This window comes from Paraperibacillus esterisolvens (assembly GCF_046237625.1).
In the GTDB taxonomy this organism is placed as follows: Bacteria; Bacillota; Bacilli; order Bacillales; family DSM-1321; genus Paraperibacillus; species Paraperibacillus esterisolvens.
Window position 1 is genome coordinate 3530000 of the sequence record NZ_CP143545.1, and the last position, 14134, is coordinate 3544133.

Below are 14134 nucleotides of genomic sequence, written 5' to 3' on the forward strand. Positions count from 1 at the left end.
GAGATTAGTATGAAGTTTGGTTTTTGGCTGCCCATTTTCGGTGGATGGCTCCGTAATGTAGAAGATGAGAACATGCCTTCAACATTCCAATATGCAAAGGAAGTTATCACTTCGGCTGAAAAGTGGGGGTTCTCCACGACACTGATTGCTGAATTATACTTAAACGATATAAAAGGGCCGGAGAAGGATTCCCTCGAGGCCTGGACCACCGCAGCTGCACTCGCGGCTGTTACCGATACGATCGAAATAATGACTGCTGTAAGGCCGGGCTTTCATAACCCGGCCGTAACAGCAAAAATGGCCGCTAACATCGATCAGATAAGCAGTGGCCGCTTTACTCTTAATGTAGTGTCGGCCTGGTGGGAAGAAGAGGCCAGGCAGTATGGCGGTGTCTTCACCGAGCATGATGAACGCTATGACCGTACTGAAGAGTTCCTGACTGTTCTGAAAGGGCTTTGGGAACACGAGACCTTTTCTTTTAAGGGTAAATTCTATGATATCCAGAATGCCCATCTGTCTCCCAAGCCTGTGCAAAAACCAAACCCTGTCCTATATGCCGGCGGCGAAAGCCCCAGGGGAAAGCAGACGATTGTGGATAACTGTGACGCATACGTCATGCATGGAGGCACAGTGGAAGAAGTCGCAGCTAAAATTACCGACATGAAAGAAAGGCGCTCCGCTGCCGGCAGAGAGCCGCTCCAATCCTTCGGGATGGCCGCCTATATCATCTGCCGGGATTCCGAGGAAGAAGCCCAGCAGGAGCTTGGCCGGATTACAGATGTAAAAGAATCCAGCGCCTATGCCGGGTTCAAGGATTTTACGACTAAATCCCAGCTCGAGCAGCAGATACAGCTTCAGGATTATTCAGTATCTAACCGCGGTCTGAGGCCGAATCTGGTCGGAACTCCTGAGCAGATCGCCGATAAAATCATCCAATACGAAGATGCAGGAGTCGATCTTCTCCTCCTCCAGTTCTCGCCGCAGCTGGAAGAAATGGAAAGGTTCTCGAAGCAGGTTATGCCTCTTGTGGAAAAGAAACGGAAAACCGCACTAGTCGATTGACCTGCAGGCTGGAAGCAGTGGCTTTTATGAAAAATCAGCCAATCAAATGGGCCTGTGAGAACTTAAAAAAAGTATCGTTGTGATTTATGAGTTCAACAAGGACAATTTCATTTTTTGTCTAGGATGTTTGGAGCGTAAGGCGCGAGACTCCTGCTCCAGTTCCGCAGCAGCCCACACTAGTTATTAAATCGGCAAATATCCATTGAAGACCAGCCGCCAAAATATGAAACTCCGGAGGGAAATATCAATGAGCAAAGTATATATACTTCATGAAAATTCAGAGTGGACCACTCATCTGACAAAACGCCTGCACGAGCTTGGAGTGCCGTATGAAGAATGGTTCCTCGACCAGGGGATTGTCGATTTAACGGCCATACCGCCGGAAGGTGTTTTTTACAGCCGGATGAGCGCTTCTTCCCACACGCGCGAGCACCGTTTTGCCCCTGAGCTTACCGAGGCTGTCCTCGCCTGGCTTGAGCAGCATGGCCGCCGGGTGATTAATGGAAGCCGGGCACTAAGGCTTGAGGTGAGCAAAGTGAACCAATATACGGCACTGGCCGCCCGGGGGATCAAGACTCCAAGGACGATTGCCGCTTCAGGCAAGGATCAGATTCTTGCCTCAGCCGTGAAGCTTGACTGCCCTTCCTTCATCACAAAGCATAACCGGGCGGGCAAAGGGCTGGGTGTCCACCTGTTCCATTCCCTCCAGGGTCTGGAAGAATATCTGGAAAGCACGGAATTTGAAGAACCTGTGGATGGGATTACCCTGGTCCAGGAGTATATTAAATCCCCTGAAGCCTATATCACACGCTGTGAATTTGTCGGCGGCCGCTTTGTCTATGCAGTAAGGGTGGATACATCCGAAGGCTTCGAGCTTTGCCCGGCAGATGCCTGCCAGATTGGCGACCTCTTCTGCCCGGTCGGGGAAGTTATAGAAGAAAAGCCAAAGTTCCAGATCATCGAAGGCTTCGACGATCCTATCATCGAAAAGTACGAAGCGTTCCTGCAGGCTAATCAGATAGAAGTTGCAGGCATCGAATTCATCCGGGATGAAGAAGGAAATATATACACCTATGACATTAATACTAACACCAATTATAACTCCGACGCTGAAGCCAAAGCAGGCGTATTCGGAATGCTCGAAGCCGCCAAGTTCTTTGGATATGAACTTGAGAAGCTTGCGGTGAAGGCGTAAATACAAATAAATAGACTTTTTTTTAGAAAGTTGTTGTTTCTTTAGAGCCTTTCATAGGACGAGCAGGCTGTGGGAAGCGGTCATCTTCCATGGACTGATTGATTTATGACTCAAAGGTCGAAAGTCTCGCAGCCGGAACTGGAATCCCGCACCTTCCGCTCCAATGCGAAAACAGTTAAATAAGCCCAAAAAGCCTGCCATAAACCCAGTGGCAGGCTTTCTTTGAATGGTCTCTTGCAGCTGGCCCGCTCCCAAAAGCCTCCTTGATTTTTAGTCCTGCGCAGAATGAAGTATAATAGCTTGCATGAACAAACGGATGGAGTGAAATGAGAGATGGATAAAACAATAGGCTTTATCGGCTGCGGGAAGATGGCGCAGGCCATGATTGCAGGGATGATTAAAAAGGGAGTTATCCCTGCCGGCAGCATTATAGCCAGCGCCTATACGGAGATAACAAGAAATATGGTCCGGGATGCTTTCGGAATCAGGGTGACATCCAGCAATCAGGAGGCTGCCTCTGAGTCCGACCTGATTTTTCTTGCTGTCAAGCCTGATTTATATAAGGTCATTTTGGATGAAATTAAGCCTTTGTTAAAAGAAGATGCTGTTATCGTCACGATTGCTGCCGGCATCAGCCTTGAATTTATGGAAAAAGAACTGGGGGACAAGGCGAAAATTGTAAGGACAATGCCAAACACCCCTTCCCTGGTCGGTGAAGGATGCAGCGCCATCTGCCCGAACGGCAGGGTCACCGCAGTTGATCTGGATAACGTCCTTCAGCTGTTTAGCAGCTTCGGGAGCACGGAAATATTGAAGGAAAGCCTGATGGACGCGGTTCCGGCAATCAGCGGTTCTTCTCCTGCCTATGTGTATATGTTCATCGAAGCCCTTGCCGATGGCGGGGTCAGGGACGGAATCCCAAGAGACCAGGCTTACCGCATGGCTGCACAGGCCGCTCTCGGGGCGGCTGAGATGGTACTGGAAACCGGTATCCATCCCGGGGTGCTCAAGGACAATGTATGCACACCGGGCGGAGCGACCATCCAGGCTGTCGCTGCCCTGGAAAAGCATAATTTCCGCTCTGCTGTGCTTGCCGCCATGGAGAGCTGCACAAATAAATCAAAAGGTTTGCAGAGGGACACGGACCGGGTTTAATCGCTTTCTGTGGAAAATATGTGGATAACATACAGACAATTATGAAGGCAGAAAAAAAGGGAACAGCAGCGAAAATGCTACGAGTTCCCTTTTTCTGTCTTTAAATAAATCAAGCTGATATCCTCAAACTCGATAGTCACCGACTCCTGTTCAAACCTATCCTTCAGCTGCCGGGAAATGGCAGTCACCGCTTCCTTCCATGCATTGATATCCTTTATAAACTCATAATTGGCACTTGCCGTGAACGTTACGGTATCCTCCCCGCCTTCCGGGCAGCCCCAGTCTGTATGATAAATGGTCTTGCTTCGATGCGCCACCGCCGATACATAAATGCCCGTCTCCTTATAATAACCGCCCGCCAGCTCCTGCCATACAGAAGCAGCACGCGCAAGCACATGCCCCTTCTCATTCTTCCCATGACCTTCATTCACACCAAGTACAACAGCCGCCCTCAGCGACTTGACCTCCCTCGCCACTAAACATCCCTCCACAAATAAGCATCTGCAAATAACATACCCAGTCAGCCGCCGGAACAGTCCTCCATTTCTCTGAGAAAGGGGACAGTCCTCCATTTCCAGGTTATTTCCCAGAGCGGGTGTTTAGGCTGGTGAAGCGGGAGGTATTCTGAATAGGTAGATTCTTTTTTTACTGGAGGAGTGTTAATGAAGAGAGCGATGTTGATAATAAATCCGTCCTCAGGGAAGGAGAAGGCCCCCAGATTTAAGCCGCATGCTGTTGAGGTTCTTCTCCGTTCACACGATGAGGTGATTGTGCATGAAACCGAGAAGGAAGGCGATGCCATGGAGTTCGCAAGGAAGGCCTGCCTTGAAGGTTTTGACGCAGTGGTTTCCATGGGAGGCGACGGTACGATAAATGAAACGATAAACGGGATGTCAGAGCAGGAGCACCGCCCTGCCATGGGTCTTATCCCCATGGGGACTGTGAACGATTTTGCCCGCGCACTGAGCATTCCCCTCGAACCGGAGGATGCGATTGAAATCTTGGGCAGCAATACATTGAAGCCTGTGGATATCGGGAAGATCAATGATAGATATTTCATGAATGTTCTCGCTGTCGGGGCCATTGCTGAGGCTTCGTACAATGTAAGTGCGCAGCAGAAGACACTGCTTGGACCGATTGCATATTTTGTTGAAGGCTTGAAGGCTTTCGTAAAAAAGACCCCTTTCCCCCTTGTGATCGAGCATGATGGGGGCACTTGGAACGGTGAAGCATTCCTGATGCTGACTGCCCTGACTAATTCAGTCGGCGGCTTTGAATCTTTTGCCCCTGACGCTGAAGTAAATGACGGCGAATTTCATCTATTCATTTTAAAGAATTTCTCTTTCCCGCATATTCTGAAAATCATTCCGAAGCTTTTAAAAGGGGAATTAAAGGAGCATGACCAGGTCGATTATATCCGCACTTCCTATGTGAAAGTATCAAGCGGCGAGGAGCTCTCTGTAAATATAGACGGAGATGAGGGTGAACCTCTCCCCTTCCAGGCAAAGGTACTTGCTTCCCATCTGAATATTTTTGTTCCATCCAAATAATCAATAACAGGGGATAATCTGTGGATACGTTCGCAGCGGTGAGGAAATTACGCCAGCAGGGAAGAGTTATCCACAGTAAAATAAAAACCGTCTATCGGCAGGATAGACGGTTTTGTTTGTTAATATTGTTCTTTTTCCTTTAATGCTCCTGTTTGTTCTGCCCTATTATTCATCAGCACAGGATACAATAGGAGTCCCACCGCAAACAGCCCCATTCCAAGCAGGAAAGTTTTCATGTCAGCTGTACCCGTTTTAATCACCCACAGGGAGTATCCAAGGGCCAGCAGTGTGATAATGCCGTCCTTGGTCCTTGATCCGCCGATGGTATTATATGTTTCCCCGGTAATCACCAGCTTCAGAGAATAGATGGAGGAAACAAGATAAGGAATCAGGTAAGCGAGTGTCGCCACCACAATGGCGAAATCATACGCTTCGGTAATTGTTCCTGAAACGGTAGAGAATAAGAAAATCTGTGTCATTAGATTGGTTACAGTCAGAGAGCCAGCCGGCGCACCTTTTTTATTCGTTCTGCCAAAGAAGGAAGGAAACAGTCCCTGCCTTGCAGCCTGATAAGGAACCTCCGAACTTACGATAATCCAGCCTACTGCTGCGCCAAAGAGCGATACCAATGCCAGTCCGGCTATAATGGCAGCCGCGCTGCCTCCGATCGCTGCATCAAGCGCATCAGCCAGCGGCTTTTGTGAGCCCTGAAGCTGATCCTGTGGCAGGACACCCATGGTCAGGGTGCTGATTCCCACATAAATCAGGATTGCAACGAGAAGGCCCAGGAGAGTGGCCCGCTTTACATCTTTTTGGGACTTGGCCCGGTTTGAAAGCATGACGGCTGCTTCAATTCCTATGAATGCCCAGAGAGTTGCGATTGCTGCTGAATTCACCTGCCCCCCAAGGCTTACCGGGGTTCCTTTGCTGTCGGTGAAGGATACGCCCTTCATGATTTCGCTCGCATCAAAAACAGCGAGGGTCAGTATAACGAACAAGGCAAAGCCGATTACCTTAGCTGCCGTTGCTGCCAAATTAAGTTTGCCGGCGCTATTGAAGCTGCGGCTGACAATGATTTGAATTCCCCATAGAAGGATGGAACATACAAGAAGTGTCAGCGCCTTGCCTGCTTCAAGCTCAAAGCTCCCAATCCTTATTAGCACCTTATTGCTCTCTAATACCGGGAAGAAAGTAGAGAGGTAGCCTGCAAAGGAAATGATGACTGAAGCTGTCGCTGCCCAGTTCGCTGCCCAATAGCCCCATGCCATGCTGTACCCTGCAGCTTTGCCTGCCTTTGGCGACTTGAACATATCCATCGCATAGCTTTGCGGTCCTGCTTTTAAGTCAGGCTTCCTGGTTGCCAGATTACCGAAGACAAGGGCAATCATCAATACGCCAAGCCCTGTGATGCCCCAGGCAATAATGGAGCTGAGCGGACTTGCCACTTTGGATAAATTGGATGGAAGCATAAATACTCCGCTTCCCACCATATTGCCAACAACAAAGGTTGTTAAAATCCACAACCCCCACTTTTTTGAATTCATATCTATCTCACCTTTTTTGTTATTCTAGCTGTATAAACTAGGATTATATTATTTCAACTTGTACTACTATAACACAATCCTTTAGTTTGGTAAAATGGTAGAGAGATAAAAAATTTGTGTATACCTTTTTCATTAAGCTGCTTTTTCATACATTGCAGCTGCTGAACAAGAAAGTTGATTTCTGCTGCAGGCACTCAGCCTGAGCGGGGCGGGCGGTGAGCCTCCTCGTCTTCGCCTGCGGGGTCACACCTGTCCCGCAGGCGTCTCGCACCTTCCGCTTCAACCATCTAGTATAAAAATTAGATATTTTTACAGAACTTACTAGAAATCAATCATCTTTTAAAAAAGAGGCTTGCGTTAACCCAAATAATTCTTATTGGGGTTCATCTGGCCTACTCCTCAAATTGGATCTGCAGACTTTCCGGCACAAGCCTGGGCTGCTTCCTTCCCAATATATGCAGTATCATTTGTGAAACCAGCATGCCGGGTCCGAGAGCCTGCCCAACGCTGATTGCCGGGATGGATTTCTCGCTCAGCCAGGAGCTGACTTTTTCCTCTGTGGCATAAGCAGGCAGCATGCGGCTGTATCCGGATGGAGGAAATACGGCACCCTCCAGCTCCTCCCTGGTACATCCCTCAGGCAGCCCTGTGTAAGCTTCAAGGGTCATTCCGTCAGGAGCAAAGGTAAGCACACTTGCGCCAAAGCCAAGGGCGGCAGCTGTCGTAACAAACAACTCTTTCTTCCTTGCGGCCCTATGCAGGACGACCGAATCTCCGAAATGGAAATAATCGATAGCATCAATCACATAATGAGCTCCTTCAAGAAACATTTCGCAATTGTCCATTTGGACTCCTTCTGTATAACAGCTCACTTCAAGTCCTGGATTTATCGCCAGCAGATGTTCCTTCAATGCCAGGGTTTTATTTTGACCGACCGTTGCGTGTGTGGCTGCGCACTGGCGGTTAATATTGCTTACATCAAATTGGGTCGGGTCGGAAAGAATGATTTTCCCCGCACCAAGCCTGGCCAGCAGCTCCGCAGAAAAGCCGCCGATACATCCGCAGCCGGCAATCGCAATTGCTGTCCCTGCCAGCTTGTCCATTTCTTCTTGTGACAGGATCCCGTGATTCCGGATAAATTGCTCCTTAATCATGTGTTACCGCCTCCAAATGGTCTGGTTGTAATAGATAGGAGTAAAGCTGTTCCTTGTTCTGACGAAGCGCGGCCAGGCCTGAATGGAGTGGAATGACAGCAGGTATGGTCCTGGTGCCAAGGTATACTGCAGGTTCCCCAAGGACCTCAAACGGTGAATGAAAGATCCGGCACATCAGGTGATAGACGCGCTCATCAATTGCACAAAGCCAGTACTCAATACCATGGGAGAGGGAATAGTGCAGGCAGGCTTTTATGATACCGACCGTACAATCATGCTGGGGCAGTTTGGCAAGAGCGCTCAGTTCTGCGCAAGAGCCTGAAGGGAGATTTGCAATGTATGTTCTTCCTTCCTCGCTTAACAAAAATTCCGTATACACCGGCAGCTCACAGACTGGCTTACGAATGAGCCTTCCCACCCCTGCGAGCTGTGAATCGGAAGCCGATATGGCTGCAAAGTATATGGATTCCTTATAGTAGAAATCCTGGCTATCCCTGTTAAAAAAGCCCAGTTCCAAATATCTCGTCCAATGAAAGGCAATTGATTTTTCCCTCAGCTCCCCTTCTGCCAGTCTGTACACATAATCATCTGCATGGAATTTCATCCCATCCACTCCATTCGTAAAATACCCGTTTACTATACCTATACCCCTCCCTTCCCATGAAGTGAATAGGGCTTATTTCATATATAACAAGAATTTTTTTTATACTATCATTGTTTATATAAATCTTATTTATTTCTGAACGGAGCCCGCCATGAATGATCAAATGAAACTGATAGACTATTACAAGCACCACCAAAGTGTCCTGAACAGGCAGCTTCTGTTATTTACTCTAATTTGCTTGACGCTGAGCTCGACCTGGAACCTGGTATTCTTATATTTCAAGCTTGAGTTCTCTCGGGCAAGCTTTTCATTTCTCGCGGTCTGCCTGTTTTTATCTCTCATCCTTTTATTGATCCGCCATACTTTTCCTATCGGAGTCATGACACATCTTGTAAATGGTTACATCCTCCTGCTTTTAGGCGGATTGTATTTTGCCTCTGGATTCACAGAGTCCTGGTCCTATTTCCTGCTTATTCCAGTAGTCGCCGGCCTTTATGGAAGTCCCAGGATTTTACTGATATATTCAACCCTCAGCCTTGGATCACTAACTGCTGCCAGCGCCCTTTTTCCGCACCAGAAGCCCATTGACTTCATTGATATTTCCAATCAGCTGTTATGTTTGGTTCTCATTATCTGCCTCAGCTATGCGGTGCTCATGAAACTGCGCAGCCTCTATAAGAAACAGCTGGAAACGGCAGAAAGCTCAGCTAAAAATACATTGGAGCAGGTGGTCAAGACCTTTGTCGTATCGGTGGAAGCTAAAGATCTTTACACTTTCGGCCATTCCGACAGAGTAAGCAGATATGCCGTGGAGCTCGCCAAGGCTGTGCCCGGGTATGAACAGGAAGAAAATCTAAAGCAGATGCGCTTGATGGGACTGCTCCATGATATCGGAAAGATCAATATTCCAGAATCGATCCTTTCGAAACCCTCTGCGTTGACTCAGGAAGAATATGAATTGATCAAAACTCATACGATAGTCGGGGCCAGGATGATTGAAAAAATAGCGGGGCTTGAGCACTTGAGGAAGGGAGCTCTTTTTCATCATGAACGATGGGATGGCCTTGGCTATCCCACCGGTGCAGGAGGGCTTGATATTCCATTGGAAGCCCGGATACTGGCGGTGGCTGACGCGTTTGATGCTATGACCACATCGCGCGCCTACAGGGGAGCTCTGCCGGTGGAAGAAGCATTTCAACGCCTCCTCCAAGGGAAAGGGAAGCAGTTTGATCCGGAGCTGATCGAACGTCTCCACGAAATTAAGCCGACATGGCTAGCGATTGCAGAGGATCAGCAAAGTCCGGGAGAGTTTGAAAAGATCATGAATTTTTTGTGAAGCTGCTTTATTCCAATATGGTTTTTCTGAAGCCATAAAAAGATCGGAACTCCTTTGTTTCATAATACGAATGTGAAGTGCTTGATGCGAGCAGCTCCATCCTTGCCGAGGGATACAGCTGATGCACATATTTCATAAGGCCGTTTCCTATTCCATAAGCCCGGAAGCTTTCGTGGACTAGCAGTTCACAGACGTAAAGAGTGACCCTTGTGTCTGTCAGGGCCCTGATATATCCTGCAATTCTTCCCTCATGTTCTGCGACGCAGGCTGCATTCGAGTTTCTCCATGCTTCCCTTACCTCTTCCGGCCTGCAAGGCCTGTCCATCCTTCCTCTGCTGTCAGAGCCATAATTTCACCAAAGTCCTTTTCTTCATAGGGCCGAACAATAATTCTTTTACCGTTTTTCAACAGCAATTCCATGGTTTCCCTCTCCCTTAACTTTCGGTTTTACACTCGCTGCTTAGGGTAAAATCCTTAATATAGTAGTAATTATAAACTCTTTAGGAAATGTTATAAATATCCAAAGGAGGAATGAATCTTGAAAAAACGTGCCGAAGAACACATCTCGGAAGAACAATCTGCCGAAGGTATGATGCAGTTATTTGAAATAATCAATGCGAAGGGCGATACAGGGGAACTTCAGTCAATTGTTGGTGAACATGAAGCAAATAACGAAGGAAGAAGTGCAGACAGCACAGAAGGAATAAATGTACAGCCCAGCCAGGGTCCTTCTGACAGTCACAGCATGGCATGCAATGAGGAGCTTTTCTACAATGACCTTCGCGCCATTGCCGAGGATTCTTCTAAAGAGGATTGATTACAAAAATGGCAGCCTCTGATCCGGCTGTCTTTTTTCATGGTCCTGCATTTTTTCACCAGGCTGTTTTCGCATATATTGTGACATTGAACAAGAAAGCGGATTTCCTTACAGAAGTAATCCAAAACAACCATCCTTTAGAAAATAGCCTTTATTTAAGTGTTTATATCACTTGCATTTACGTTCGTTTATAAGCTCATAATTATATATGCAAAAGTTAATACCAATTAGCTGCGGCCGGGAGGATGATGGAGATGACTGGAGAAAAAAAAGTAAAGCTGATTGCACTTGATATGGATGGAACCCTGCTTAGTCCTGATCACACGATTTCTGATGAAAACGTCCAGGCGATTACCGAGGCACAGGAACTTGGTGTCCATGTGGTCCTTAGTACGGGGAGGGCACTCGCTTCCTGCCGGGAGCTTTCCAAGTCCTTAAACCTCAATTCCTACCTTGTGACAGTGAATGGCAGCGAGATTTATGATGAGACTGGAGAGCTGATCGAAAGGAACCCGATTGGGACAGAGCATATCACCATGATGCATAAGCTGGCAATGGAGCATAAAGCCCGTGTATGGGGTGTCACTTCTGATAAAGTCTGGTATGAAGGATTGCCTGAGGATATCGGGGCGCATGAGTGGCTGAAATTCGGCTTTGATTTTGATGATAATGATGAAAGCCGCAGGATTGTCCTGGATGCCTTGTCCAAGACGGGTATGCTTGAAATCACGAATTCCAGCCCGACCAATATCGAGGTCAATGCCCTTGGCATCAATAAGGCGAAGGCTTTGAATATTGTATGCGGCAGGCTCGGTGTAACAATGGGTGAAATGATGGCTGTGGGTGACAGTCTCAATGACATCGCCATGATCTCAGAGGCCGGAATTGGTGTGGCCATGGGCAATGCCCAGGAAACGGTTAAAGAGGCAGCCGACTGGGTAACCGGTACCAATATTGAGAACGGCGTGGCGCAGGCCATCCGAAAATGGGTGCTGTAAACTGGGAAAAGACCGGGAAATTTCCGGTCTTTTTTTAAATCCACTTATATTTGAGCTCCTGATATCCCGGCACGGGCTCTTTCTTCATTTCGTCAGGCCAGATAACAATCACCTGCAGAAGTTCTCCGTCAACACTCTGCTCGGTATTCTCTCCAATCCAGATTTTAGTTCCCTGCAACATCCTATCCCCTTCCTGAAACGATCAGCTGTTTTGCTCTTCCAGCGTGACTTCCGTTTCCCTCTTTTCTCCGTTCCTGTAAAACTCGATCGTTACTTTCTTTCCAGGTTCTGTCCTGGTATATAGATATTTACGAAGCGCTATGCTGCTGTTGATGGAATCCCCATCAATTGCGGTAATCACATCATTTTCCTCTAGGCCGGCCCGGCTTGCCGGGGAATTTGGGCTTACCTGAAGAATGACCACTCCGCTTTTGACGCTGTTTGGCAGATTTAAATACTGCTTTCGGTCATTCAAGGAAATCTCGTCCAGCGATTTGTTGCCAACCCCGATATAGGGCCTGGTAACCTTCCCTTTTTTCTCGAGGCTTTCGATGATTGGCACAGCCGTATTCATTGGGATGGCAAAGCCAATGCCTTCTACGCCTTCCTGTGCAATTTTCATAGAGTTGATGCCGATCAGCTGTCCGGATACGTTGATCAGGGCTCCGCCGCTGTTGCCTGGATTGATGGATGCGTCCGTCTGAATGACATCCGCTTCCCAGTCATAGCTCTGATCCTGATTCACATCGATTGGTATGATCCGCTTTGGGTTGCTGACAATTCCCTGGGTGATAGAATAATCCAGGTATCCCAGTGGATTACCGATCGTGGCCACCGGCTCCCCTGGCTTTAGTGCATCAGAATTTCCTATTTCAGCCGCCTTCGGGAGGCTGTTTCCTTCTATTTCAAGAACTGCCAGATCCATCAGCGAATCGGAGCCAAGCACCTTGGCCTTTACCTTCGTTTTATTCTTCAGGCTGACCTCCACCTCATTCGCTCCTTCGATGACATGATTGTTTGTGACAACATAGGCTTTGTTTCCAGTCTTTTTATAAATGACGCCAGAACCCGAACCACTTTCTTCCAGGGAACTCCCTCCGCCGAAGGGAGAAGAGTCCCGCTTCAGATTTGTTACTCCAACAACTGAATCAATTGTCTTGGCCACAGAATCTGTGAAATTCACGTTCTTCACATTGACTGTTGTGACTTTGCCGGCTGATGTGCTTTCGCTGTAATCGCTTTTAACGGAACTGCTGTCATCTGCGCTGAACTCTCCCTGAACATAGGGAAGTCCGAAAGACATGATCGCCACTCCCAATATTGCCCCGATCGAACCTGTTGCGATATAACCCCTGATCGGCTTGCGCTCTCTTATTTTTGTCCGGTCATTTTCTTGGTCTTTATGAAAATCCATGATACTTCACTCCTCCTGGTAAAATATTCAGGTTAAGATTTGCTGTTTTCCAGATAGTTTTTTATTTTGTATTTTTCCTTTGTCTTCTTCATCCAGCCTGCATAGTTTTCCTGGACCTTTTGATCAAGCAGGGCCGCCTTCACGGCTTTTTTATGATCCACATACACCGCAGCCTTTGCCGGTTTTTTATCGGTTACCTTAATGATGTGATAACCATATTGGGTTTTCACGGGTAAAGAAATGCCGCCTTCCTTCAAGGCAAATGCTTCTTTTTCAAAGGCCGCCGTCATATCCCCCTTGCCAAAATAGCCTAGGTCACCGCCTTTATCTTTTGTCGCCGCTTCCGTAGAATACTTTTTCGCAAGATCTTCGAAGGACTCCCCGCTATCGAGCTTTTTCTTCACTTCATCTGCCTTGGCCTTTGTTTTAACCAGAATATGGGCCGCCTTTACCTGTTCCTCCTGAGCAAAGCTCGCTTTGTTTTCCTCAAAGTATTTCTTCATTTCTGCTTCTGTTATCTTAATATCCGGTTCCATCAGCTTTTTGATCTTCAGGTTGACCTCCAGATCATCCTTCAGGTCATTCTTTTTCAGTCCAGCTGAGTCAAGCTGCTGCTGCAGCGCTTCCTCCCCGCCGTAAGAGTTTGTTAGAGCCGCTAATTCCGCTTCCACTTCTTTATCTGAAACCTTGATTTTTTTCTTCTCCGATTCCAGGCTGACTACCTTTTCTGTAATCATCGAGTCCAGCATCGCCGCTCCGCTTTGTTTATAAAGCTTATCGTACAGCTCATTCTTTGTGATTTCGTCTCCATTCACCGATGCTGCTTCTTCCTTTGCCGAACAGCCCGCCCCCACTGCCAATACACCGCTTAAAAGCATCGAGAGCATAATGCCCCTGTTCCTTTTCAAATTGCTCAAACCCTTCATCTCCTTACATACCATGTTTTACGTTGACTCTATTAAACTCCCGGAACCTTAACATAACCTTAACGAGACAACAACCTTGGAATATTTTTTAGGAGGACTGTCACCAGGCAGAATTCAGGCAATTGAAAGAGCCGGCGCTCCATATTATCAGGTTTGACTGGCGATTATTTGTCTGGATAGTAAATTCTCCGATAGTAACCGTCTCTTTTCGGCTGGTAACCGTCATGCATCGCTGTACTGCGGCATCTCTACCGTCTAAAAATTGGCTGCTGAAGCTAGAAAACCATCAAAAATCACAAGAAATTTTGTGAATCTTGCTAGTTTTCGCTCAGGAACAGCCAGATTCATCTCTGCGGCCCCGGAATAAAAAAAGGCTGTC

The 14134-nt window shown here is 47.6% G+C and carries 16 protein-coding genes; 7 read left to right on the forward strand and 9 right to left on the reverse strand.

Annotated features, from left to right (window positions below; translation table 11 throughout):
* Positions 1-9: 9 nt before the first annotated feature.
* The 3 genes from V1501_RS17855 to proC all read left to right on the forward strand — a co-directional run bounded on the left by V1501_RS17855 (position 10) and on the right by proC (position 3412).
* Complete coding sequence (locus tag V1501_RS17855) at positions 10-1062, forward strand: LLM class flavin-dependent oxidoreductase (RefSeq protein WP_409290220.1); 1053 nt, start codon at positions 10-12, stop codon at positions 1060-1062.
* Positions 1063-1309: 247 nt separating this feature from the next.
* Entirely contained in the window at positions 1310-2257 is a 948-nt protein-coding gene (locus V1501_RS17860; RefSeq protein WP_409290222.1) for a RimK family alpha-L-glutamate ligase, read from the forward strand.
* A 333-nt stretch (positions 2258-2590) separates the two neighbouring features.
* Positions 2591-3412: a pyrroline-5-carboxylate reductase gene (gene proC, locus V1501_RS17865; protein WP_409290224.1), complete on the forward strand. Its 822-nt coding sequence runs from the start codon at positions 2591-2593 to the stop codon at positions 3410-3412.
* Between the two features lie 77 nt (positions 3413-3489).
* Here the strand turns inward: proC and V1501_RS17870 are convergent, their stop codons facing one another.
* Entirely contained in the window at positions 3490-3888 is a 399-nt protein-coding gene (locus V1501_RS17870) for a hypothetical protein (protein WP_409290226.1), read from the reverse strand.
* 186 nt (positions 3889-4074) lie between these two features.
* Here V1501_RS17870 and V1501_RS17875 point away from each other — a divergent pair, with 186 nt between their 5' ends.
* The gene (locus V1501_RS17875; RefSeq protein WP_409290228.1) at positions 4075-4962 is read left to right on the forward strand and encodes a diacylglycerol/lipid kinase family protein; all 888 of its coding nucleotides are present in this window, start codon (positions 4075-4077) and stop codon (positions 4960-4962) included.
* A 119-nt stretch (positions 4963-5081) separates the two neighbouring features.
* Here V1501_RS17875 and V1501_RS17880 read toward each other — a convergent pair whose 3' ends face one another.
* From V1501_RS17880 to V1501_RS17890, 3 genes are all read right to left on the reverse strand, one after another.
* Complete coding sequence (locus V1501_RS17880) at positions 5082-6506, reverse strand: amino acid permease (RefSeq protein WP_409290230.1); 1425 nt, start codon at positions 6504-6506, stop codon at positions 5082-5084.
* Positions 6507-6898: 392 nt separating this feature from the next.
* Positions 6899-7660, reverse strand: coding sequence for a ThiF family adenylyltransferase (locus V1501_RS17885; protein ID WP_409290231.1), 762 nt, complete (start codon positions 7658-7660; stop codon positions 6899-6901).
* The gene (locus V1501_RS17890) at positions 7653-8264 is read right to left on the reverse strand and encodes a hypothetical protein (protein ID WP_409290232.1); all 612 of its coding nucleotides are present in this window, start codon (positions 8262-8264) and stop codon (positions 7653-7655) included. Before V1501_RS17890 ends, V1501_RS17885 begins: the two co-directional genes overlap by 8 nt.
* A 151-nt stretch (positions 8265-8415) precedes the next feature.
* Here V1501_RS17890 and V1501_RS17895 point away from each other — a divergent pair, with 151 nt between their 5' ends.
* Positions 8416-9600 (forward strand): HD-GYP domain-containing protein, encoded by a 1185-nt coding sequence (locus V1501_RS17895; protein WP_409290233.1) that lies wholly within the window; start codon positions 8416-8418, stop codon positions 9598-9600.
* A gap of 7 nt (positions 9601-9607) precedes the next feature.
* On the opposite strand, the gene V1501_RS17900 is transcribed toward V1501_RS17895, so the two are convergent.
* Both V1501_RS17900 and V1501_RS17905 read right to left on the reverse strand, forming a co-directional pair.
* The gene (locus tag V1501_RS17900; RefSeq protein ID WP_409290234.1) at positions 9608-9925 is read right to left on the reverse strand and encodes a GNAT family N-acetyltransferase; all 318 of its coding nucleotides are present in this window, start codon (positions 9923-9925) and stop codon (positions 9608-9610) included.
* On the reverse strand, positions 9895-10020 hold the full coding sequence (locus V1501_RS17905; RefSeq protein WP_409290235.1) for a hypothetical protein: 126 nt from the start codon (positions 10018-10020) through the stop codon (positions 9895-9897). Before V1501_RS17905 ends, V1501_RS17900 begins: the two co-directional genes overlap by 31 nt.
* Positions 10021-10138: 118 nt before the next feature.
* On the opposite strand from V1501_RS17905, the gene V1501_RS17910 reads away from it, so the two are divergent.
* Both V1501_RS17910 and V1501_RS17915 read left to right on the forward strand, forming a co-directional pair.
* The gene (locus V1501_RS17910) at positions 10139-10417 is read left to right on the forward strand and encodes a hypothetical protein (protein WP_409290236.1); all 279 of its coding nucleotides are present in this window, start codon (positions 10139-10141) and stop codon (positions 10415-10417) included.
* A gap of 248 nt (positions 10418-10665) precedes the next feature.
* Positions 10666-11415, forward strand: a complete 750-nt coding sequence (locus tag V1501_RS17915) for a Cof-type HAD-IIB family hydrolase (RefSeq protein WP_409293448.1) — start codon at positions 10666-10668, stop codon at positions 11413-11415.
* 34 nt (positions 11416-11449) lie between these two features.
* Here the strand turns inward: V1501_RS17915 and V1501_RS17920 are convergent, their stop codons facing one another.
* The 3 genes from V1501_RS17920 to V1501_RS17930 are packed head-to-tail and all read right to left on the reverse strand — an operon-like array spanning position 11450 to position 13746.
* On the reverse strand, positions 11450-11596 hold the full coding sequence (locus tag V1501_RS17920) for a hypothetical protein (RefSeq protein ID WP_409290237.1): 147 nt from the start codon (positions 11594-11596) through the stop codon (positions 11450-11452).
* 21 nt (positions 11597-11617) lie between these two features.
* Positions 11618-12829 carry a S1C family serine protease gene (locus V1501_RS17925; protein ID WP_409290238.1) on the reverse strand — a complete coding sequence of 404 codons (1212 nt, stop codon included), beginning with the start codon at positions 12827-12829 and terminating at the stop codon, positions 11618-11620.
* Between the two features lie 32 nt (positions 12830-12861).
* Positions 12862-13746 (reverse strand): peptidylprolyl isomerase, encoded by an 885-nt coding sequence (locus tag V1501_RS17930; protein WP_409290239.1) that lies wholly within the window; start codon positions 13744-13746, stop codon positions 12862-12864.
* Positions 13747-14134: the final 388 nt, after the last annotated feature.

Excerpts from the sequence above, each read along its gene's own strand:
- V1501_RS17855 (WP_409290220.1), top strand. The coding sequence starts at position 10 with ATGAAGTTTGGTTTTTGGCTGCCCATTTTCGGTGGATGGCTCCGTAAT.
- V1501_RS17860 (WP_409290222.1), top strand. The coding sequence starts at position 1,310 with ATGAGCAAAGTATATATACTTCATGAAAATTCAGAGTGGACCACTCAT.
- proC (WP_409290224.1), top strand. The coding sequence starts at position 2,591 with ATGGATAAAACAATAGGCTTTATCGGCTGCGGGAAGATGGCGCAGGCC.
- V1501_RS17875 (WP_409290228.1), top strand. The coding sequence starts at position 4,075 with ATGAAGAGAGCGATGTTGATAATAAATCCGTCCTCAGGGAAGGAGAAG.
- V1501_RS17880 (WP_409290230.1), bottom strand. The coding sequence starts at position 6,506 with ATGAATTCAAAAAAGTGGGGGTTGTGGATTTTAACAACCTTTGTTGTT.
- V1501_RS17885 (WP_409290231.1), bottom strand. The coding sequence starts at position 7,660 with ATGATTAAGGAGCAATTTATCCGGAATCACGGGATCCTGTCACAAGAA.
- V1501_RS17890 (WP_409290232.1), bottom strand. The coding sequence starts at position 8,264 with ATGAAATTCCATGCAGATGATTATGTGTACAGACTGGCAGAAGGGGAG.
- V1501_RS17895 (WP_409290233.1), top strand. The coding sequence starts at position 8,416 with ATGAATGATCAAATGAAACTGATAGACTATTACAAGCACCACCAAAGT.
- V1501_RS17900 (WP_409290234.1), bottom strand. The coding sequence starts at position 9,925 with ATGGACAGGCCTTGCAGGCCGGAAGAGGTAAGGGAAGCATGGAGAAAC.
- V1501_RS17905 (WP_409290235.1), bottom strand. The coding sequence starts at position 10,020 with ATGGAATTGCTGTTGAAAAACGGTAAAAGAATTATTGTTCGGCCCTAT.
- V1501_RS17915 (WP_409293448.1), top strand. The coding sequence starts at position 10,666 with ATGGAGATGACTGGAGAAAAAAAAGTAAAGCTGATTGCACTTGATATG.
- V1501_RS17920 (WP_409290237.1), bottom strand. The coding sequence starts at position 11,596 with ATGTTGCAGGGAACTAAAATCTGGATTGGAGAGAATACCGAGCAGAGT.
- V1501_RS17925 (WP_409290238.1), bottom strand. The coding sequence starts at position 12,829 with ATGGATTTTCATAAAGACCAAGAAAATGACCGGACAAAAATAAGAGAG.